Annotated in this window: 19 protein-coding genes and 3 tRNA genes; 7 read left to right on the forward strand and 15 right to left on the reverse strand. The window is 71.5% G+C overall.

Going from position 1 to position 21,081, the window contains the following annotated elements; genetic code table 11:
- Positions 1-241 precede the first annotated feature (241 nt).
- Positions 242-673, reverse strand: a complete 432-nt coding sequence (locus AB0J10_RS28465; RefSeq protein WP_363065376.1) for a hypothetical protein — start codon at positions 671-673, stop codon at positions 242-244.
- A gap of 798 nt (positions 674-1,471) precedes the next feature.
- On the opposite strand from AB0J10_RS28465, the gene AB0J10_RS28470 reads away from it, so the two are divergent.
- Positions 1,472-2,164: a hypothetical protein gene (locus tag AB0J10_RS28470; RefSeq protein WP_363065378.1), complete on the forward strand. Its 693-nt coding sequence runs from the start codon at positions 1,472-1,474 to the stop codon at positions 2,162-2,164.
- A gap of 308 nt (positions 2,165-2,472) precedes the next feature.
- Here the strand turns inward: AB0J10_RS28470 and AB0J10_RS28475 are convergent, their stop codons facing one another.
- The gene (locus AB0J10_RS28475; protein WP_363065380.1) at positions 2,473-2,958 is read right to left on the reverse strand and encodes a hypothetical protein; all 486 of its coding nucleotides are present in this window, start codon (positions 2,956-2,958) and stop codon (positions 2,473-2,475) included.
- A gap of 460 nt (positions 2,959-3,418) precedes the next feature.
- Here AB0J10_RS28475 and AB0J10_RS28480 point away from each other — a divergent pair, with 460 nt between their 5' ends.
- Complete coding sequence (locus AB0J10_RS28480; protein WP_363065382.1) at positions 3,419-4,009, forward strand: hypothetical protein; 591 nt, start codon at positions 3,419-3,421, stop codon at positions 4,007-4,009.
- A 476-nt stretch (positions 4,010-4,485) separates the two neighbouring features.
- Here AB0J10_RS28480 and AB0J10_RS28485 read toward each other — a convergent pair whose 3' ends face one another.
- From AB0J10_RS28485 to AB0J10_RS28520, 8 genes are all read right to left on the reverse strand, one after another.
- Positions 4,486-4,611, reverse strand: a complete 126-nt coding sequence (locus AB0J10_RS28485; RefSeq protein ID WP_363065384.1) for a hypothetical protein — start codon at positions 4,609-4,611, stop codon at positions 4,486-4,488.
- Between the two features lie 30 nt (positions 4,612-4,641).
- Entirely contained in the window at positions 4,642-5,034 is a 393-nt protein-coding gene (locus AB0J10_RS28490; RefSeq protein ID WP_363065386.1) for a hypothetical protein, read from the reverse strand.
- Positions 5,031-5,531 (reverse strand): excisionase family DNA-binding protein, encoded by a 501-nt coding sequence (locus tag AB0J10_RS28495; RefSeq protein WP_363065388.1) that lies wholly within the window; start codon positions 5,529-5,531, stop codon positions 5,031-5,033. The genes AB0J10_RS28490 and AB0J10_RS28495 overlap by 4 nt, the downstream gene beginning before the upstream one ends.
- Positions 5,528-5,851, reverse strand: coding sequence for a hypothetical protein (locus AB0J10_RS28500; RefSeq protein WP_363065390.1), 324 nt, complete (start codon positions 5,849-5,851; stop codon positions 5,528-5,530). Before AB0J10_RS28500 ends, AB0J10_RS28495 begins: the two co-directional genes overlap by 4 nt.
- Entirely contained in the window at positions 5,851-6,006 is a 156-nt protein-coding gene (locus AB0J10_RS28505) for a hypothetical protein (protein ID WP_363065392.1), read from the reverse strand. The genes AB0J10_RS28500 and AB0J10_RS28505 overlap by 1 nt, the downstream gene beginning before the upstream one ends.
- 145 nt (positions 6,007-6,151) lie before the next feature.
- Positions 6,152-6,225 (reverse strand) — tRNA-Ile (locus AB0J10_RS28510).
- A 179-nt stretch (positions 6,226-6,404) separates the two neighbouring features.
- Positions 6,405-6,477 (reverse strand) — tRNA-Asn (locus AB0J10_RS28515).
- Positions 6,478-6,482: 5 nt separating this feature from the next.
- Positions 6,483-6,555 (reverse strand) — tRNA-Asn (locus AB0J10_RS28520).
- Between the two features lie 251 nt (positions 6,556-6,806).
- Here AB0J10_RS28520 and AB0J10_RS28525 point away from each other — a divergent pair.
- The 5 genes from AB0J10_RS28525 (at position 6,807) to AB0J10_RS28545 (ending at position 13,181) form a co-directional block, all read left to right on the forward strand.
- Positions 6,807-7,106 carry a YtxH domain-containing protein gene (locus AB0J10_RS28525; protein ID WP_363065394.1) on the forward strand — a complete coding sequence of 100 codons (300 nt, stop codon included), beginning with the start codon at positions 6,807-6,809 and terminating at the stop codon, positions 7,104-7,106.
- Between the two features lie 172 nt (positions 7,107-7,278).
- Entirely contained in the window at positions 7,279-8,718 is a 1,440-nt protein-coding gene (locus AB0J10_RS28530; protein ID WP_363065396.1) for an FGGY family carbohydrate kinase, read from the forward strand.
- A gap of 477 nt (positions 8,719-9,195) precedes the next feature.
- The gene (locus tag AB0J10_RS28535; RefSeq protein ID WP_363065398.1) at positions 9,196-10,929 is read left to right on the forward strand and encodes an ABC transporter ATP-binding protein; all 1,734 of its coding nucleotides are present in this window, start codon (positions 9,196-9,198) and stop codon (positions 10,927-10,929) included.
- Positions 10,929-12,854: an ABC transporter ATP-binding protein gene (locus AB0J10_RS28540; protein ID WP_363065400.1), complete on the forward strand. Its 1,926-nt coding sequence runs from the start codon at positions 10,929-10,931 to the stop codon at positions 12,852-12,854. Before AB0J10_RS28535 ends, AB0J10_RS28540 begins: the two co-directional genes overlap by 1 nt.
- Before the next feature lie 147 nt (positions 12,855-13,001).
- A complete protein-coding gene (locus tag AB0J10_RS28545) occupies positions 13,002-13,181 on the forward strand; it encodes a hypothetical protein (protein ID WP_363065402.1) in 180 nt (59 codons plus the stop codon).
- On the opposite strand, the gene AB0J10_RS28550 is transcribed toward AB0J10_RS28545, so the two are convergent.
- From AB0J10_RS28550 to AB0J10_RS28570, 5 genes are all read right to left on the reverse strand, one after another.
- Positions 13,169-14,470, reverse strand: a complete 1,302-nt coding sequence (locus AB0J10_RS28550) for an RNA polymerase sigma factor (RefSeq protein WP_363065404.1) — start codon at positions 14,468-14,470, stop codon at positions 13,169-13,171. The genes AB0J10_RS28545 and AB0J10_RS28550 overlap by 13 nt on opposite strands.
- Positions 14,471-14,688: 218 nt before the next feature.
- Positions 14,689-16,596, reverse strand: a complete 1,908-nt coding sequence (gene dnaG, locus AB0J10_RS28555) for a DNA primase (protein ID WP_363065406.1) — start codon at positions 16,594-16,596, stop codon at positions 14,689-14,691.
- Between the two features lie 9 nt (positions 16,597-16,605).
- On the reverse strand, positions 16,606-17,874 hold the full coding sequence (locus AB0J10_RS28560; protein ID WP_363065408.1) for an FAD-dependent oxidoreductase: 1,269 nt from the start codon (positions 17,872-17,874) through the stop codon (positions 16,606-16,608).
- Positions 17,875-18,216: 342 nt separating this feature from the next.
- Entirely contained in the window at positions 18,217-19,569 is a 1,353-nt protein-coding gene (locus tag AB0J10_RS28565) for a deoxyguanosinetriphosphate triphosphohydrolase (protein WP_363065410.1), read from the reverse strand.
- A gap of 348 nt (positions 19,570-19,917) precedes the next feature.
- Positions 19,918-20,877, reverse strand: coding sequence for a sirohydrochlorin chelatase (locus AB0J10_RS28570; protein ID WP_363065412.1), 960 nt, complete (start codon positions 20,875-20,877; stop codon positions 19,918-19,920).
- Positions 20,878-21,081: the final 204 nt, after the last annotated feature.

Here is a 21,081-nt window from a genome sequence, read left to right on the forward strand (position 1 = left end):
CGCCGCCCATGCGGCCGAGTCCGCAGGCTGAACCGGGTTTTTGATCACTGGTCGCCGATGGGGTTGCGGCCGTGGGCCGCAGCGCGGAGACGGCGGATCTCTTCCCTCTCCTCGTCGGTGACCGGGTCCGTTCGTCGCTGGCCGGGTCCATGTTCTGGTTGGCCATGGGCCACCGCCCTGCACGAGTACCAAGCCCGGCCGTCGTGGTGGCGTTGCGGCCGGGCCAGACAGCGGCAGTCGGTCAGTCCTCGCCCGCTGTCAGCTTCTCCAGCGCGGCGACCAGCTCGGTGCGCCGCTGGTCGGACGTGTTCTTCTGCTCCTGCGCCGTCCAGGCGAGCGCGAACCGGTCGACCTGCCGCCAGTCGCTGCCGGCCTTCTTCATTTCCTTGACCCAGTTCGCGGCGACTGCCGGCGTCTCGTACTCGTAGATCGAGACGGTGTAGGTGGCAATGAGCTGGACGCAGTCGTTCTTGTGCGGCTCTTTGCCGGCAGCCTCGTTGGAGCACAACTTGGTGTTGTCGGTCTGGTCGCCGAGGTCGACGACGCCGATTGCGTCGGCAAGTTCGGCCGCGACTTCTTCGGCGGTGAGGCGGTCGGGCTCGTCGTTGCTGGAGCAGGCGGTAAGTGCGAGCGCGGTGATCGCTATGGCAGTGACGGTGTGGCGGTGGCGCATGTTCTCCCCGGGAACGCGGTGGTTGCGGAGGAATCATGCCGTACCCGGGACGGGATTCTTTTCCCGGCATGCCTGATCCGGTACTCCGCGCCCATGTCCGCGACGCGGCGCACACAGCCCGGGCTGACCTCACACCCGCCGTACCTCTGTATCCCGTACCCGTACCTCGTGCATTCGGCCTGTGCGTGACTGATTGCCACGCCTCGCGACAGCCGTCGCACGCCCCCCGCTCGAGCGGTGCGCGTGCCAGGCGGCGAGGGACGTGCCTTTCCCTCTGGGTCGAGGTGGCGTACGAGCTGTACGGAGAAGCTCCGAAGGCAAACGGCGTTCGCACCCTGTCCCTGAGCTTGGAGTGCGGGGACAACCTCGCCGCCTTCCGCGCGAAGCAGTCCGGGGTCAGGACGGCGAGGCCGATGCAGCGGTGAGGTGGGTGCGTGATCACTGCTCCGCGAGCGGCCTGGAGCTGGTGTGTGTGGAGAACCTCAACGACCGCCACCCGAGGAGCAGCGGGCCGACTTCTCGCTCACGCGCTTCACGGTCGCCCGCTCCGAGTCCCCGACCGTCGAAGGCTGGGCCCTACCGACCGGCCTGCCGCCGGCGGCGTCCCTCCCCGGCGCCGTGGCACCCCATGCCGCCTCATTCCGGCGCGTCCGTTCCCACCGGGTTCACAACTCCCTGCGAGGCGGATGCGCCGCTGAGCAGGCACGGAGTGGCGCCGGCTCAGCTCCGCGGCGGCGCAACTCGCAGGCACGTAGCCGCCCTTCAAGGGTCGGCGACCGATCATGCGATCATCTGCCCATGCTGGAGATCGCAGGTTACGAAGACGGCCCGCTGGGCGACGGTTCGAGGTTCCTTGACCTACCGCTCTTCTGGCCTTGCCACCTCGGCTCAAGCCTCCTTGGCCAGGAAGCCCAAGCGGTGGCCTTCGGCCCGGACTGGGACGACGCTCAAGACCTCTACAGGAGGGTGTCGGCCTCGGACGAGTGGCCGGTCTTCACCGTGCACCTGCATGCCGGGCACATCCTTTACGTCGTTCATCGCAACCTGGAGGGCGAGCACGGCATCGACTACCTGCTGTTCCATCCCGAGTGGCAAGAAGCCATCACCCTCGCGGTCGACGACGGCCACTTCATGGGCCCCGGCCTGTCATGGCGCGAACTCGAATCCGCGGCTGACCAGCAGACCAGCGCAGGCGTCACAGACTCGAATGCCCGGCTAGTCCTGCTCTTCCCCATGCTCGGGGACAGCGACGTGTCCGAAACCGCACTGCCCCGCCTCACGGCCGCACTGCGCGCCCTCACCATCGTCGAGGACCCTGCCGAGCTGGCCCGCCTACTCCTACTCAAGCAAGGCCAGTGGTCACTCGCGAACTGGCACGAGTCCGAAGGCATCTGGATCTGCGATGGCTCACACAGCTACCGCAACCCGGCCAACCATTTCGCACTGTCCCCGATGCACCTGGCAGCAGCCAGCCGTGCGCTGTCGGGATAGCGACCACGCCGCATCAGCGCAGCTCTCGGCCAGGGGCAAGGACGCGACTCGCAGTCCCTGAGCTATCGATTTCTCCGTCTGGCTCTGCCGTCACTGGGGTGGCGCCGCCCTGGGAGCTGATCAACCAGGCCAACTCACCTTCCACCGGGCGGCGTTGAGGTCGTGATGGCAGCGCAGGCACAGGTCTCCCCAGTGATCACAGAGCTTCGCGGCTCCGTGATCACTGAGACGTGTGCCCGTTGTGTTGCCGTGTCCCGACCGCACCTGTCGGCGCGACTTCTCAAGGGTGCCGGCATGGGAGGGCGCGTCTAATTCACGTCGACGTAGTCGCCTGTGGCCTTGGCTCCCGAAGTGACGGCGTCACCCGCGTAGGTCCAGCGCCAATAGCCGTCGGCGGTGGCCTTGGCGGTGGTCCTGAGGGCACCCGTGGAGGTCGACTTGACGGTCTTGACGGTGCTGTAGGTGCTGGTGCCGGTGCACGTCCTGGTGGTGGTGCCGGTGCAGGTCAGCCCTTGGTCGGGGGCCTTGTAGACAGTGCCCGGAACCCTTATGTGCAGCCCCATCGTCTGAATACCGGAGTCGTCCTGGGCGGTGACGGATACATTGAAGGTCGTGGACCCGCCGATGGCGAAGTCACCGCCGCCGCTGACGGCGACATCCGTGATCACGATGTCGCCGTCTGCGGCGGCGTAGGCGGACGGGACGGCGAGGGCGGCGAAGGCAAGGGAGCCGGCCAGGGCGGCGGTCAGTGATCGGATACGCATGCCTGAGATCTCGGCAGCAACGACGATCATCTTGGTCGACTATCCCGAAGAATGCGTAACGAATGACGTACTCCTCCTGACGAGGACGACCGCCGCTCGACACCCCACAACGTGCAGGACACCAACCTGTCTCCCCCTCGACGTACTCCCGGTGGTGCCGGCCGGAGAAGGAGCCGTGCGAACGGCGCCGCCGGGACGCGGAGCCGACCGAGCACATCCGGCGGATCCATGCCGACTCCGGCGGTGGTTCCGGCTTGTCGACGACGGCTCACCGTGCCAGGGGCCCAACACGATGCCGCTTGGGGAGCGTTGACCACTGCGATCCCGCCCCAAGAAGCTCAACGGAACCGCTGAGCTGTGACGTTCCGTAACTGGTGAACCGGTCGGCGCAGGTGCCCGGTTCACCGAAATGGGTCCGATGCGCAATCGAACCGCACCCTCCGGCCGCGAAGGTCTGGTCGGTTCCTTGTCCGACACTGATGATGGGTTCATGACTGAAGACGCTCAGGACAGGGACGCACAGGACCCGTCGGCGTTCCGCTGGAGAGCCTGGCCGGAGCACTGGTTCCTCGAATGCGGGGGATTTCCCGTCCTGGTGCTCGCGCCGCTGGCCGTCGTACTCGCCTTCTTCTCGGTGCCCTGGGCGGTCACGATCGGCGCATTGAGCCTCTGGTGGATCGCCTACTCGGCGCGGTACTGGATCCCCGTGTGGCGGTCGGTGGTCGAGATACGGGTGGGTTCAGGAGACCACGGGCGGCTGCTGTTGCGGCAGCGGTACGGGCGTACCCGAACCTACCCGCTGAGCGCCGTCACCAGCCTGCGCCCGCTCCAGATCGGCAGCATCTCCTATGCCCTCGTCGCACCTGGACAGCACGACGATTACACGGAGAAGGACGAACTGGTGCTGCGGCTGAACGTCGACGGCGTCGAGTACACCACGTACAACACCCCCTACACGACAGCCGCGATGCAACCACTCATCACGGCGCTGCGCCACGCCTGCCCGGACATGATCGTGTCCAAGACCGAATCCCGCAGGGCCACCTACGTCGACGTCGAACGGGGCATGTCGCCCGGCTGACGAAACAGCGGAAGGGCGAACAGGGAACGCATCGAGGAGTCCATGCTCCAGCATGCCGTGGCGGACTCCCAACGGTTCCGACGTGGGTCGCCGACCCCTCGTACAGCCCTTCGACCGTCCCCGCGGCGCCCTCGCGCCGCGGCGTCTGTACGTACTGCCAACCCGTGTCGCAACTTAAGCGCCGGTTTCCGGCCGGATGTTCCTCGCCCTGGCCGGGGTCGTCCGGTTCCCCGTCCTCGTGGGCGTCGTCGGCGGTGCCCGCGTCGTACGGGCCGAAGGGGCCGACGCCGGTGCGAGTACGGTCGGAGCCGGGATGGCATTAACGCGGTTCTCGTACTCGCGGCGAGCCTTGCGCTGGGCCGGGATGGCCGGGGCACCCTGGGCACCGTCGAGGGGCCGGCAGCGGATGAGGAGTTGGCGGTGGACCGCGGGGATGGCGCAGACGCGCAGGGTGTAGCCCTGGCCGCGTCGTACGGTCACGCCTGACTGAGCCCGTCGTCGAGACGCCGACGCAGTCCGGCAAGGTCCGCTTCGCGGGCACGGCGAACGGTGGCGAGGGAGAGCTGTGCGTCGATGATGCTGGGGCCGGTGAGGCTGGTCATGGTGTGGGGTCCTTCGACGGCGGGGGCTGGTCAGTAGAAGCGGACGAGCAGGGGCTGCCCCTGCTCGTCGCGGGGCAGGGTGCGGGCCGGCCGCAGTGTGTGCAGCTCTGCGTATCGGCGCACGGCCTCGACCTGGGTGCGGTGCTCGGCCGGTACACCGTCCGGGGCTTCCTCGACGACGATCTGCTGCCCGCTCTGCTGCGCCTGCTCGCGGACGTGCCCGAACCAGCGGGCGTTGTCCGTGTAGAGGGTGCCGTCGACCCACCGCGGCGCGGTGTGGACGAAGCCCCGGTCTGCCATGACGGGGCGCGCACTGACGGGGCCCGAGCGGGCTTCCGCGGCCGTGATCCTCTTCCAAGGGATCTTGCGGTCGTCAGGCGTGGCGTCCTCCCACTGGGAGCGGTCGACGTCGGCGGTGGTCATAGGGCGGATCCTCCTTGGCGGTAGTGGTCGAGAGCTCCTCGGTCGACGAGCCACAGACGCTCACCGACCCGCCGGGCAGTCAGGCGCCCGTCTTCGATCAGGGACCGAATCCAGCGCGGCGAACACTCCATGAGCGCCACCGCCTCGGTCACGGTCACCTCGACCGTGCCAGAGTCCGCCGTGGGGCTTCCGGTAGCGGCGGGCCGTGCAGGCTCCGTGGTCGCGTGCTCGGCGCCGGCTTGGAGTGCGACAAGGAGGCGCCGCGCTTCTACGGAGAGCTCGCCGCCATCTGTACGCACCCGTGAGTCAAGGTGACCCGAGAGGATGCGGACGACCTCACTCGCGAGCGCGGGTGGCACGATCACCGATCCATCGGGCCGGGAACTGCCCGGTCGCGCCCGATCCGAGCCATCGGACCGACGGATTCGGTATCCGCTACCGGCATCATCGACGCAGGTCGCGAGGGGAACGCTCTGGGAACGGTCGTGGACGTTCATGCGCCGCCCTCCCGAACTGCCTCCTTGGCAAGCGCCACGACAGTACGGCCGAGCATCGACGTCTCTGAGCCCTCGACCACGCGAGCGAGCAGCCGTATCTCGTGGGTCAACGTCAGTCGGGGCGGTCCTGGCGACCGCTCGGCATTGCCCTGATCACCGTCGGCGGGGAAGCCGAAGAGCTCGGCGAGCGCGTCCATGACGGTGAGCACAGGCAGAGCGGCGGTGGTGCCGTCTTCGAGGGTGAGCTGCCACATGCCCTCGCGAGACGCGTCTTCGAGGCGGGCGAGGCGGTCAGCGAGCTTGTTCTTCCTGCGGGCCATCAGCGCGCGTCACCCCCGGCTGCTTCGAGGGCAGCGAGGCACTGTTCGAGGTCGAGGGACTCGCGCAGGGCGAGTACGGCGTCGAGCAGCACACGGGCGGCCTGCACGCGGGCCTGGCCCTTCTCGTTGTCGAGTGCGTCGACGAGGGTGGCCACAGCTTGGTCGAAGCGGCGGCGAGCTGCCCGACGGCTCCCAGATCGTTCCCAGCCAACGGCTTGAGCTCGGCTCCCCTGATGGCACAACAAGCCCCGGAAACACCAAAGCCGCAGGTGAAAACGTTTCTTCACCTACGGCTTACGGTGGGGCGGGTGGGACTCGAACCCACGGCCGACGGATTATGAGTCCGCTGCTCTAACCGGCTGAGCTACCGCCCCCAACGGCGCGTCGCGCACATTTGTGCGCGCCGTCTGCCGCAGCATAGCCGCTCATACGATCTCCTGCTTCGGATGGTCGGCAAGACCACGATCATGAGGACCGTGCTGCCGCCCGCGCGGTTCCGCGCCGGGACGACAAAGCGAAAGAGGGCCCCCCGAGGAGCCCTCTTCCTTCCGTGCTCCCCCGGCTGGACTCGAACCAGCAACCCTCCGGTTAACAGCCGAATGCTCTGCCAATTGAGCTACAGGGGATCGCGCTCCCCCGACTGGACTCGAACCAGTAACCTGCCGGTTAACAGCCGGCTGCTCTGCCAATTGAGCTACAGGGGATTGCCGCGTGTGCACCGAACGTACCCACCCCGGGCGTTCCCGGGCGGCGCTCGCTCGCTGCGACACATACATTAGCGCAAGCAGGGGGGTGCTCCGCCAATCGGTTCCCCCCGGTGACCACGCGGTGAGCTCCGGGCAGACGCCGGGGTGATCACGGGGTGATCTCGGGGCCCCGCGGGTAGGCGAGCACCACAAGCTCACGGTCCGTATCGAATCGGCGTCGGCGACGACGCCTGCGAAGGGTGGCAGCCATGCGCTACCGGCTCACGTTCATGGCCGGACTCGGTGTGGGATACGTGCTCGGCGCGCGGGCCGGGCAGGAGCGCTACGAGCAGATGAAGAAGTCGGCGCGGGAGTTCGCGCGGAACCCCGCCGTGCGGAACGCGGCGGAGTCCGCCGCGCAGACGAGCCGCGAGGTGGCGGGCAAGGCCCTGCACGCGGTGAGCGACAAGGTCGGCGACCGGATGCCCGACGCGGTGGCCGAGCGGGTGCGGTCGCTCCGGGAACGCAGCCACGGCGGCGAGGACGACTGGGGCACGAGCAATACGTAGCCCGCCTCCCGCGCCGGTCCCGCCCCGGTCGCGGCAGAGCCCCGTGCCCTCCGGCGCGGGGCTCTGCCGCGGGGAAGGGATGGCGCCGCCGACGGTCACGGCAGGCGCCGCCCGTCCCCGTTGCGTGGCCCTCGGCCGTGCGAGTGGCGCGAGTGCGGCAGAATCTGAGGGCATGGGGATAGTCGCCGGGCTGGACAGTTCGTCCGCATTCACTCGCATCGTCGTCTGCGACACGGACACGGGCGCCGTACTGCGCCAGGGTTACGCACCGCATCCCGTCGAGGCCAAGGCCACCGACGTCGATCCGCAGGCGTGGCTGCTCTCGCTGGGCGAGGCCGCGGCCGGGGGGCTGCTCGAAGGCGTGCAGGCCATCGGTGTGTCCGCGCAGCAGCACGGGCTGATAGCGCTGGATTCGTCCGGGGCGCCGGTACGGCCCGCCATGGTGGGGAACGACAAGCGGGCCCAGGCCGCGGCGGCCGATCTGGTCGAGGGGTTCGGCGGACGGCAGGCGTGGGCCGAGGCCGTCGGCTGCGTACCCCAGTCGGGGCTGCCCGTCTCGAAACTGCGCTGGCTGGCACGGACCGAGCCGGACGCCGCCCGGCGCACCACGCTGGTGCTCCAGCCCCACGACTGGCTGGTGTGGCAGCTGCTCGGCAGGCCGGCGCGGAGGACGACGGACCGCGGTGCGGCGTCCGCGACCGGGTACTGGTCCGCGGGCACCGGCTCCTACCGCCCCGATCTCGTCGAGCTCGCGCTCGGGCATCAGGCGGCGCTGCCCGAGGTGCTGGGCCCGTCCGACGCCGCCGGGACGACTCCTGAGGGGCTGCTGATCTCGGCCGGCACCGGCGAGACCATGGCGGCCGCGTTCGGACTGGGGCTCGGCACCGGCGACGCGGTGGTGTCCCTCGGCGCCACCGGTTCCGTGATGGCGATCCACCACGAGGCGCTCGCCGACCCGTCCGGGATGATCACTTCGTTCGCCGACGCGACCGGCATGCATCTTCCGGTGGTGCATACGCTCAATGCCGTGCGCGCGCTGCGCGGCACCGCCGAGATGCTCGGCGTCGAGGATCTCGGCGAGCTGTCGGCGCTGGCCGTGAAGTCCACCCCGGGCGCCTCCGGCCTGGTACTGCTCCCGTATCTGGAGGGCGAGCGCACCCCGCACCTGCCGCACACCGCGGGCACCCTGACCGGGCTGCGGCGCGAGTCGATGAAGCCCGAGCATCTGGCGCGTGCCGCGTTCGAGGGCATGCTCTGCTCGCTGGCCGACGCGCTCGACGTACTGCGCGGACGCGGAGTCGTGGTGCGCAGGGTGTTCCTGCTGGGGCAGGCGGCGGAGCTGCCGGCGGTCCAGGCGGCCGCCCCCGCGATCTTCGCCGCGCAGGTCGTCGTGCCTCAGCCCGCCGACTACGCGGCGCTGGGCGCGGCACGGCAGGCGGCGTGGGCGCTCGGTACGGCACAGGGGACGCTCGCCCCGCACACCCCTCCCTCCTGGCAGGGCGCGGCCGCACAGGTCTTCGAGGCGGGGGACGAGCTCGCAGTCGGCCAGGCGGTGCGCCAGCAGTACGCCGCGACGCGCGAGCAGATCCACCCGGGAGCGTTCAACCCCTGACCGGTGGCGCGGCCCTCGGACCGCCGGAGGCCCGGACCGCGCCGGTGCCGGAGCGCCAGGGCCGGCGGCCGCCGATCGACATCGCCCGGGGCGTTGATCGGCCCGTACGCGGCCGGTCCGGTGGTCGCGGGCCCCGTCGGCCCGGTCCGCCGCGGCGGACGCCGAGCTCGTCGCCGCCACGGCGGACCGGGCTGACGGCGTGCTCCGCGTGGCAGGACCCGCCGCGCCCCCACCGGCGGTGCCGCACGGGGCCGGGCAGGTCCTGCGGGACGGCTCGCCGTCACCGGGCGGCCAGGTGGCGGGCCGGTCCGAGTGGGGCGTCCGATCGGGCGGAGCGCGTCCGGACGCCGGCGCGGGCCGTCGTCCACGGGCGCCTTCTTGACCGGGCCTTGGACAAAACCCTTGGGCACCCGGTGGTCCGGTGCCGGAGTATGGGGGCGACTCCACGAATGCCGCCGAACCGAGAGACAGCCGCGCGTGCTCATACGACTCCTCCGGACGTTCCTGCGTCCCCACCGACAGGCGATCGGCCTGCTGGTGGCGCTGCAACTGCTGCAGACCGGCGCCACCCTCTATCTGCCCACACTGAACGCGGACATCATCGACAACGGTGTCGTCCGGGGCGACACCGGGTACATCCTGACGTTCGGCGCGCTGATGATCGCCGTCAGCGTCGTCCAGGTCGTGTGCAACGTCGGGGCCGTGTACTACGGCGCGCGGACAGCGGCCGCGCTCGGACGGGACGTGCGGGCCGCCGTGTTCGACCGGGTCCAGTCGTTCTCGGCGCGCGAGGTGGGTCACTTCGGCGCCCCGTCGCTGATCACCCGTACGACCAACGACGTCCAGCAGGTCCAGATGCTGGTGCTGCTGGCGTTCACGCTGATGGTGTCCGCGCCGATCATGTGCGTCGGTGGCATCGTGCTGGCCCTCTCCCTCGACGTTCCGCTGTCGGCGGTGCTGCTCGCGGTCGTCCCGGTCCTCGGCATCTCGGTTTCGCTGATCGTCAGGAGGATGCGGCCGCTGTTCCGGACCATGCAGGAGCGGCTCGACACCGTGAACCGCGTGCTGCGGGAACAGATCTCCGGCAACCGCGTGATCAGGGCGTTCGTGAAGGACGGCTACGAGGAGGAGCGTTTCCGCGGGTCGAACACGGAGCTGACGGACGTCTCGATGGCGACCGGCCGCCTGTTGGCGCTGATGTTCCCGATCGTGATGACCGTCGTGAACGTGTCGAGCGTCGCCGTCGTCTGGTTCGGCGCCCACCGCATCGACAGCGGCGGGATGCAGATCGGCGCTCTCACCGCCTTCCTCGCTTATCTGATGCAGATCGTCATGGCCGTGATGATGGCCACCTTCATGTTCATGATGGTGCCCCGCGCCGAGGTCTGCGCCGAGCGCATCGAGGAGGTCCTGGCGACCGGGTCGAGCGTCGTGCCGCCGCTCGCGCCCGTGCGCCGGACGGCGCGCCACGGCCATCTCGAGGTCCGCGGCGCCGGCTTCCGCTACCCGGGCGCGGAGGAACCCGTGCTGCGCGGGGTGGACCTGGTGGCCCGGCCCGGTGAGACGACCGCGATCATCGGCTCGACGGGCAGCGGCAAGTCGACCCTGCTGGGGCTGGTTCCGCGGCTGTTCGACGTCACCGACGGCGAGGTCCTCGTCGGCGGGGTGGACGTGCGGGAGCTGGACCCGGCGCTGATGGCTCGGACCGTCGGGCTCGTACCGCAGAAGCCGTACCTCTTCTCCGGGACGGTGGCCACGAACCTCCGCTACGGGAATCCCGGGGCGACCGACGAGGAGCTGTGGCAGGCGCTGGAGGTCGCGCAGGCCGCCGACTTCGTGCGCGGGCTCGACGGCGGGCTCGACGCCCCCGTCGCCCAGGGCGGCACGAACGTGTCGGGCGGTCAGCGGCAGCGCCTCGCGATCGCTCGGACGCTGGTGCAGCGGCCGGAGATCTATCTGTTCGACGACTCCTTCTCCGCGCTGGACTACGCGACCGACGCGGCGCTGCGCGCCGCGCTGGCGCTGGAGACGGCCGAGTCGACGGTGTTGATCGTCGCACAGCGGGTGTCGACCATCCGCGACGCCGACCGGATCGTGGTCCTCGACGAGGGCCGGGTCGTCGGCACGGGCCGCCACCACGAGCTGATGGCGGGGAACGAGACGTACCGGGAGATCGTCCTCTCCCAGCTGACCGAGGCGGAGGCTTCCTGATGGCCGGTCCTGGCGGACGCATGACGATGGGCCAGTCCGGCGAGCGGTCCATGGACTTCAAGGGCTCGGGGCAGCGGTTGCTGCGGCAGCTGCTGCCGGAGCGGCGGGCCCTGTGGGTGATGATCACGGCCGGTGTGCTGAGCGTGGGGCTGTCGGTGGTCGGGCCGTGGATTCTCGGCAAGGCGACCGATCTCGTCTTCGCCGGCGTCGTGGGCCGGGAGTTGCCGGCCGGACTGTCCCGGGACCAGGCCGTCGAGTCGCTGCGCGAGCGCGGTGACGGCGGCTTGGCGGACATGCTGTCGGGGGTGGACTTCACGCCCGGCCGGGGCATCGACTTCACGGCCGTCGGCGAGGTGCTGCTCGTGGCGCTCGCCGTGTTCGCGGTCGCGGGGCTGCTGATGCTGGTGTCGACGCGGGCGTCGATCCGGGTCATCAACCGGACCGTGTACCGGATGCGCGAGGACGTGCAGGCGAAACTGGCGCGGCTGCCGCTGTCGTACTTCGACAGGGCCAAGCGCGGTGAGGTGCTGAGCCGGGCGACGAACGACATCGACAACATCTCGCAGACGATGCAGCAGTCGATGGGCCAGCTCATCAACTCCCTGCTGACGATCGTCGGCGTGCTGGTGATGATGTTCTGGATCTCGCCGCTGCTGGCCCTGGTCGCGCTGGTGACCGTGCCGCTCTCGGTGGTAGTGGCCGCGAAGGTCGGCAAGCGTTCGCAGCCGCAGTTCGTCCGGCAGTGGCAGTCCACGGGCCGGCTCAACGCGCACGTCGAGGAGATGTACACGGGCCACACACTGGTGAAGGTCTTCGGGCGCCAGGGGGAATCGGCCGAGGACTTCGCCGAGCACAACGAGGCGCTGTACGAGGCCGGGTTCCGGGCACAGTTCAACAGCGGGATCATGCAGCCGCTGATGTTCTTCGTCTCCAACCTGAACTACGTGCTGGTGGCGGTAGTCGGCGGGCTGCGGGTCGCGTCCGGCACCCTGTCGATCGGCGACGTCCAGGCGTTCATCCAGTACTCGCGCCAGTTCTCGATGCCGCTGACACAGGTGGCGTCGATGGCCAACCTGGTGCAGTCCGGGGTGGCCTCGGCCGAGCGCGTCTTCGAGCTGCTGGACGCCGAGGAGCAGGCTCCCGACCCGATCCGCGGGGCTCGTCCCGGGGAACGGCGGGGCGCGGTCGCGCTGGAGAAGGTGTCCTTCCGCTACGACCCGCAGAAGCCGCTCATCGAGGATCTGTCGCTGACGGTGGAGCCCGGTCAGACGGTCGCGATCGTCGGCCCCACAGGGGCGGGCAAGACCACGCTGGTCAATCTGCTGATGCGCTTCTACGAGGTGACGGGCGGCCGGATCACCCTGGACGGCGTCGACGCGGCCACGATGTCCCGGGACGACCTGCGGGCCGGGATCGGGATGGTGCTGCAGGACACCTGGCTGTTCGGCGGCACGATCGCGGAGAACATCGCCTATGGCACGGCACGCGAGGTCACCCGGGAGGAGATCGAGGAGGCGGCGCGGGCGGCCCACGCCGACCGCTTCGTCCGCACCCTTCCCGACGGCTACGACACCGTCATCGACGACGAGGGTTCCGGCGTGAGCGCCGGGGAGATGCAGCTGATCACCATCGCCCGGGCGTTCCTGTCCGACCCGGTGATCCTGGTGCTGGACGAGGCCACGAGCTCGGTGGACACCCGCACCGAGGTGCTGATCCAGAAGGCGATGTCCCGGCTCGCCGACGGGCGTACGTCCTTCGTGATCGCGCACCGGCTGTCCACCGTCAGGGACGCGGACGTGATCCTGGTGATGGAGAACGGGTCCATCGTCGAACAGGGCACGCACGACGAGCTGCTGACGGCGGGCGGCGCTTACGCTCGGCTGTACGCGGCGCAGTTCGCGCAGGCCGTCGCCGAGGTCGACTGAGGCACGACGGCCGGCGGGGCCCACGGGGTACGCGGAGTCGCGGAGTCGCGGAGTACGCGGAGTACGCGGGAACGACGGGGAAGGACGCGAATGGCGGGGATCGACGGGGAACGGGGAGACCGGACGGGGAAGAAGTAAGGCACGGGGGTGGCGCTCGGGATCTCGCTGGGCATGGCCATCGGGGTCGCGATCGGGTTCGCCTTCGACAACCTGGGGCTGGGCATCGGGCTGGGCATGGGCCTCGGCGTCGCCGTCGGCGCGGGCATCGACGCGCGCAGGGCGCGGTCCGCCGAGGGGCCCTCCGACGGCGACGCTCAGTCCAGATAGCCGCGCAGCTGGTCGGCGTAGGCGTGGTCGCGCAGCTTGCCGAGCGTCTTGGACTCGATCTGGCGGATGCGTTCCCGGGTGACGCCGAAGATCCGGCCGATCTCCTCCAGGGTGCGGGGCCGGCCGTCATCCAGTCCGTAGCGCAGCTGGACGACCTTGCGCTCACGCTCGCCGAGCGTGGAGAGAACGGCTTCGAGGTGCTCCCGGAGCAGCAGGAACGCGGCCGACTCCACGGGAGACGCGGCGTCGCCGTCCTCGATGAGGTCGCCGAGGGAGACGTCGTCCTCCTCGCCGACGGGCGCGTGCAGCGACACCGGTTCCTGGGCGAGCCGCAGCACCTCGCCGACGCGTTCGGGCGTGAGGTCGAGCTGGGCGGCGACCTCCTCGGAGGTGGGCTCGTAGCCGCGTTCCTGGAGCATGCGGCGCTGGACCCGTACGACGCGGTTGATCAGTTCCACGACGTGCACGGGCACGCGGATGGTCCGTGCCTGGTCGGCGAGGGCCCGTGACATGGCCTGGCGGATCCACCACGTCGCGTACGTGGAGAACTTGTAGCCGCGCGCGTAGTCGAACTTCTCCACCGCGCGGATCAGTCCGAGGTTGCCCTCCTGGACGAGGTCGAGCATCGTCAGACCACGGCCCACGTACCGCTTGGCCACGGAGACCACGAGCCGCAGATTGGCCTCGATCAGCCGGCGCTTGGCCATCCGGCCCATGACGACGAGCCTGTCGAGGTCGAGGGCGAGCTGGGAGTCCAGGTCGGGGGTGCGCCTGAGCTTCTCCTCGGCGAAGAGGCCCGCCTCGACCCGGCGGGCGAGTTCCACCTCCTCGGCGGCGCTGAGCAGGGGGATGCGCCCGATCTCCCGGAGGTACTGCCGGAACAGGTCGGACGAGGGGCCGGCCGCGGCGGTGCCCGTGCGGGCCTCGGGCCCGGGCGGCCCGGGCGGCTCATGAGTCCCGGTGGTGTCGAGCGACGCGGGAGGCTCGGGCGGTTCCGCCGGCCCCGGGCCGTCCTCGACCGCCACGACGTCCGGCACCGGCGGGGGATCGTTCTCGGGGTGGTGCGCTGCCCGGCTCTGCGGCGGGACCGCCGCGACCGGATCGGCTTCGGTCAGGGTCCGGGTCTGCACGGGAGCGACCTCCAGGCTGGGTGCTGCCGGTTGGGGGGCAGGCGGCAGCGGGACGGGGACGGCGGCCGGGCCGCTGTCCGTCCCGTACACGATGAGCGGATCCGCGGGGTTGAATGGCCCATCTGTCGTGGACCGGCCGCGCTCCGGGGACTCAGGCACCGCACCCCAGTGTGGGGTACGACACATCACCGCCACGAGGGGCGTGCGGTGACTTTTTGCGTCCGGTCCGTGACCGCGCGGTTACCGGTGAGCGGGACGGTGCGAGGGAGGGGCTGCGCGGGCGGCCCGGCGGCGGAGGGGTGCCGCGGAGGCCGCGCGGACCCGCACGGGCCTTCGTCCCCGCGCCCCGGGGGCCGGTCCGGCCTGCGGCGCCCTGGCTACAGCGCGTCCGCGCCGCGGTTGCGGAGCGACTGCCCGTACTGCTGGAGCACCCACAGCTCGTTCTGCACGGCGGCGGCCTGTCCGGGGTCGGCGTGGGCGCCGAGGCGCGCCAGGGTGCCCTGGACGTCGCGGATGCGGCGGTCGACGGCCCGCAGCCGGACCTGGACGAGCTGGACGCCCGCGTAGTTCTCGTCGACGGTCCTGGAGTGGACGGCCTCGACCGCGAGTTCGGTGACCATCGCGCGGACGGAGTCGTCGGGCGCGGCCTCCCGGACGCGGGCCAGGTAGGCGGGCGGATCGGGGACGCCGAACTCGGCGCCGCCCGCGTCGGCGATCGCCTGGCGCACGGCGGCGTACGGCGGGGCCGTGAACTCGTCGGCACCGTAGGCGTCGAAGGCCGGCGAGACCAGCTCCGGGTGCTGGAGCGCGAGCTTCAGCAGCTCGCGCTCGGTGCGGTGGGCCGGGCTGCGCAGATTGAGCGCGGGGCCGCTGGGCCGTGGCGAGGGGCGCGCGGTGTCGTACGCCTGCGTGTGGCGCGCCGGGGCCGGGCCCGGGCCCCCGCCGCTCCCCCGCTCCCGCGCCCATCGGGCGAGCTGGGCGACCCGGCGGACCACGAACTGGGTGTCGAGGATGCCGAGCAGGCCGGCGAGCTGGACGGCCACCTCGTGCTGGGAGGCGCTGTTCTTGATTCGCGCGACGATGGGTGCCGCCTCGTCGAGGGCGGCGGCACGGCCGACCGGGGTCTCCAGGTCGTAGGTCTTCACGATCTGCCGGATCGCGAACTCGAACAGCTGGTTGCGCGGCTCGGCCAGCTCCCGCACGGCCTCGTCACCCTTGGCGAGGCGCAGGTCGCACGGGTCCATGCCGTCCGGGGCGACGGCGATGAAGGTCTCGGCGGCGAACTTCTGGTCGTCCTCGAAGGCCCGGAGCGCGGCCTTCTGGCCCGCCGCGTCACCGTCGAAGGTGAAGATCACCTTGGCGCTGCCGTTGTCCATCAGCAGCCGGCGGAGGATCTTGATGTGGTCGCCGCCGAAGGCGGTGCCGCAGGTCGCGATCGCCGTCGTGACGCCCGCGAGATGGCAGGCCATCACGTCCGTGTACCCCTCGACGACCACGGCGCGGCTGGACTTGGCGATCTCCTTCTTCGCCAGGTCGATGCCGTAGAGCACCTGGGACTTCCGGTAGATCGCGGTCTCCGGGGTGTTCAGGTACTTCGGGCCGTTGTCGTCGTCGCGGAGTTTGCGTGCACCGAAACCTACGACATCACCGGAGATGTCCCGGATCGGCCACATCAGCCGGCCGCGGAAACGGTCGATGGGGCCGCGGCGGCCCTCCTGGGAGAGCCCGGAGAGCAGCAGCTCCTTGTCGGAGAATCCCCTGCCGCGCAGGAAGCGGGTGAGATGGTCCCAGCCGGCCGGGCTGTAGCCCACGCCGAAGTGCTGCGCGGCCGCCTGGTCGAAGCCGCGCTCCGCGAGGAACTTGCGGCCGATCTCGGCCTCCGCGCCGTCGAGCTGCTCCACGTAGAACTGGGCCGCGATCCGGTGGGCCTCCACCAGCCGGATGCGCTCACCGCGCTGGTGGGCCGGGTTGTACCCGCCCTCCTCGTAGCGCAGGGTGATGCCGGCCTGGGCGGCGAGGCGCTCGACCGCCTCGGAGAACGACAGATGGTCCACCTTCATCACGAAGGTGATGGTGTCCCCGCCCTCCTGGCAGCCGAAGCAGTGGAAGAGGCCCTTGCTCGGACTGACCTGGAAGGAGGGGGACTTCTCGTCGTGGAACGGGCACAGGCCCTTGAGGTTGCCACCGCCCGCGTTGCGCAGCTGGAGGTACTCGGACACCACGGAGTCGATGGGGACCGCGTCCCGCACCGCCTTCACGTCGTCGTCATTGATCCTTCCCGCCACGCGTAAATCTTAAGGGGCGGGTGCGACAGCGCTGAGCGGAGTGCCCGGGTCGGCGAGGGCGTCCGTGTCCACGGCGCGGCCGGAGCGGATCAGGCCCTGGACGCCCTCGGTGACGTCCCACACGTTCACGTTCATCCCGGCGAGGACCTTCCGGTCCTTCAGCCAGAAGGCGACGAACTCGCGCTTCCCGGCGTCGCCGCGCAGCACGACCTGGTCGTACGTGCCGGGCGGGGCCCAGCCGGAGTACTCCATGCCGAGGTCGTACTGGTCGGAGAAGAAGTACGGGATCCGGTCGTAGGAGACCTCGCGGCCGAGCATGGCGCGGGCGGCGGCGGGGCCGCCGTTCAGCGCGTTGGCCCAGTGCTCCACGCGCAGCCGGAGGCCGAGCAGCGGATGGTGCACGGCCGCGATGTCGCCCGCGGCGTAGATGTCCGGGTCGGAGGTGCGCAGGGACGCGTCCACGGCGACGCCGCCGCCGTGCGCCCGGTCGACGAGCGCCAGCCCGGCGGCCTCGGCGAGGCCGGTGCGCGGGGCGGCTCCGATCGCCGCGAGCACACTGTGGGCGGGGTGCTCGTCGCCGTCCTCGGTACGGGCGGCGAGCACCATGCCGTCCTGCCCGACGATCTCGGTGAGCCGGCTGCCGAAGTGGAAGCGGACGCCGCGCTCACGGTGCAGATCGGCGAAGAGCTGCCCCAGCTCCGGGCCGATGACCTGGTGCAGCGGCGTGGGCTCGGGCTCGACGACGGTGACCTCGGCACCGTAGCCGCGGGCGGCGGCCGCGGCCTCCAGGCCGATCCAGCCCGCCCCTGCGATCACCAGGTGGCCGTTGTCACGGCCGAGAGCGGCCAGAACCTGGCGGAGCCGGTCGGCGTGGGCCAGCCTGCGCAGATGGTGGACGCCGGCCAGATCCGTGCCCGGCACCTCGAGGCGGCGGGGCTCGGAGCCGGTGGCCAGGAGCAGCTTGTCGTAGTGGACCGTCGTGCCGTCGCCGAGGAGCACGGAGCGGCCCTCCCGGTCGACGGCGGTGACGGACTGGCCGAGATGCAGCTCGACGTCGTGCCGGGCGTACCAGGCGGGCTCGTGGACGAAGACGGCCTCGCGCTCCTCCTTCCCGGTGAGGTAGCCCTTGGAGAGGGGCGGTCGCTCGTAGGGGTGGTCGCGTTCGTCACCGATGATGATCACTCGGCCGGTGAAGCCCTCGGCACGGAGGGTCTCAGCCGCCTTGGCCCCGGCGAGCCCCCCGCCCACGATGACGAAAGTCCGATGTGCGTCGACCACTTGTTGCCTCCCTGTTCACGGCCGGGGTTCCCGGAGGTGTCCTCCGGGACGACACAGCACGCTACGCCGCCTTCCTGCGAGCGTCCCGCACAGAGCGTGATGGCGGAAGAGGGGGCGCTCCGGTGGGCGAACCGGAACGGCTGGTTGCGGACCCCGTGACCGCCGGGTCGGGCGGGCGTGCGGCGGGCCGGGACGGCGCGGGGCGGCCGCACGGGACCGGGCGGGCGTGCGGCGGACCGACGGCGGGATCACGCCGGAAGGCCGCCGCGGATCACCCGGTGTGCGGCAGGACATGCGGACGGGCACGCGGCTTGACGGCTCACGCCGAACGGACGCCGCGGGTCACCGGGCGTGCGGGCGCAGACGGTGGTGCAGTGCACGGGCGGTGGCATCGGTGAGGGAGGCGATCTGGTCGACGATCACCCGCTTGCGGGCACGGTCGTCCGGAGCGCCGTCGAACATCGCGCGGAACTGCGGGTCCAGGCCCTCGGGGGCCCGGGCGGCCAGAGCCTCGGCCAGTTCGGCGACGACGACGCGCTGGTCCGCGCGCAGGGCCTCCTGTTCCGCGCGCTGCATCACATAGCGGTCGGCGACCGCCTTGAGGACCGCGCACTCCAGGCGGGCCTCCTCCGGGACGACCAGCTCGGCCTCGTACCGGGTGAGCCTGCCGGTGCCGTACGCGTGACGGGTGGCGCCCTCGGCGGCCAGGCAGAACCGGCCGATGAGCTGGCTGGTGGCGTCCTTGAGCCGGGCCTGGGCGACGGCCGAGCCGTCGTAGCCGTGCGGCCACCACTCCTGGTCGACGAGGCGGTCGAGTGCTTCCGCGAGGGCTTGCGGATCGGTCTCCTCGGGGACGTAGCGGCCGACGGCGACCGCCCAGATCTCCGCGCGCTCGGTCTCGGACAGCAGCACGTTCGGGTCGATGTGGCCGGCGTGCAGCCCGTCCTCGAAGTCGTGCACGGAGTAGGCCACGTCGTCGGACCAGTCCATGACCTGGGCCTCGAAGCATGTGCGGTACACCGGGGCGCCCTCGCGCACCCAGGCGAAGACCGGCAGGTCGTCCTCGTACACGCCGAACTTCGGCGAGCCGGGGTCGGTGGGGTGACCGCCCCGGGACCAGGGGTACTTGGTGGCCGCGTCGAGCGCGGCCCGGGTGAGGTTCAGCCCGACGCTGATCAGCTCGCCGCCCGACTCGGGGGCGGCGGAGGTGACCGCGCCGGAGCGGACGAACCGTTTCGGCTCGATTCTGGTGAGCAGCCGCAGCGACTGGGCGTTGCCCTCGAAGCCGCCGCAGTCCTCGGCGACCTCGTTGAGGGCCTGCTCGCCGTTGTGCCCGAAGGGCGGGTGTCCCAGGTCGTGGGCGAGGCAGGCGGCCTCGACCAGGTCCGGGTCGCAGCCGAGGGCCGCGCCCAGCTCCCGGCCGACCTGGGCGCACTCCAGGGAGTGGGTGAGGCGGGTGCGGGGGCTGGGGTCCCAGGCCGCGCTGCGCGAGCCGGGTGTGACCACCTGGGTCTTGCCCGCGAGCCGGCGCAGCGCCGCGGAGTGCAGCACCCGCGCGCGGTCACGCTGGAAGGCCGTGCGGCCCGGGCGCTTGTCGGGCTCGGGGGCCCAGCGCGCGGTGGCCGCGTCGTCGTACTCGCAGGGGTCGCAGGGATGTGCGCGGTGATCGGTGCGGTCGCCCGTGGTGCCTTCCATGCCCACGACGGTATCGGCAGTCGCCCGGCCCGAGTCCGCAGGCGGTGCCGTCCGCCCGGAGGGCGGGACGCGCGGAGGGCGGGTGTGCGGAGGGCGGGTGTGCGGAGGGCGGGACGCGCGGAGGGCGGGTGTGCCGCCGCACCCCGGGGAGCCGGCCTCGCCGGGCCTGCCCGGACGTCGCCGAGCCGACCCCGAGCCCGACGACGCGGCGGGTGCGCGCCGGGTGAAGCAGGTCGGCGGGCCCGCGCAAGCCGAGGGGCTCCCGGGCCCCGGGACTCCACGGCCGCCCGGACTCCCCGGGCCACCTCACGGACGCCTCGGACTCCGCGGGCGCGGCAACGGCGTGGCTCAGACGGTGACCAGCCGGCGCGGGTCGGTCGGCGCATACAGGGCCGTGCGGGCCTCGTCGTAACGCTGCAGCACGAGCCGGGCGAGCGCGGGGTGGGCACCCAGCGGCGCGGCCGCGATCCACGGCGCCGCACTGCGGGAGGCGGTGGCGAACCGGCCGGGCGCGGTGAAGTACGAGGCCACGGCCACCTGGTGCCTGCCACGGGCGGTCAGGGCGCGCAGCGCCTCGGGCACGGTGGGCGAGACGGCGGAGGCGTAGGCGGGGAGGACGGGAACCCCGCCGAGGCGCTCGGCGAGCATCGCCGCGGTGCTACGGGCGTCGGCGGCCGACGCGGGGTCGCGTGATCCGGCGGCGGCGAGGACCACTCCGGCGCCGCGGCCGCCGTCCTCCGGACCGCACCAGCCGGCCTCCACGAGCCGGTCGTGGAGCGCTTCGACGAGCAGGGGGTGCGGACCGAGCGGCGGGGCGACCCGGGCCCGGAGCCCGGGCACGGCGGCGACGGCGGCGGGGATGTCGTGCTTGACGTGGAAGCCGCGGCCGAGCAGCAGCGGTACGAGCACCGCATCACGGCCGCCCAGACCGGCGAGGGTGTCCGGCAGCAGCGGTTCGTCCAGCTCGATGTGCCCGAGCCGCACGTCGGCGGCGGGGCGCAGCTCACGCACCCGGTCGAGCAGCCGGGTGACGGTCCGCAGGGCACGGGGGTCCCGGCTGCCGTGGGCGACGGCGACGAGTACGGGGGCGGCGCCGGCGGCCCCGTTCACCGCCGGGGCGGTGCACGGGTCGCCCGCGACGGCGGACGAGAGGCTGGGAGAACTCATGGGCCTGCGCACTCCGTTGAGCTGGACATGACTGAGCTGTGCCCCCAACTGCGCGGTGATGCGGGTGAGCAGCTGAGCGGTGCTGTCGAGGGGCAGCGGGTTCGGGGTCAGTGACTCGCGAGGGTGTGCCGACTCCGTCATGACCCGATACTGACCGGCGCAGGTTGCCACGTCGTTGCGCCGCGATGACGGGTGTTTACCGCGGGCTCACGGCGCCGCGGACGGCGATGTCAGCAATGCCCAGGGGCCGAGGACTGCACTGGACCCGGGACCGACGCGAGGGGCCCCGGGAACGGCACCGGAGTCAAGGCCGATGCCAGGGCCGGCACCGGCACCGGCACCGGA

This window comes from Streptomyces sp. NPDC049887 (assembly GCF_040656535.1).
GTDB lineage: Bacteria > Actinomycetota > Actinomycetes > Streptomycetales > Streptomycetaceae > Streptomyces.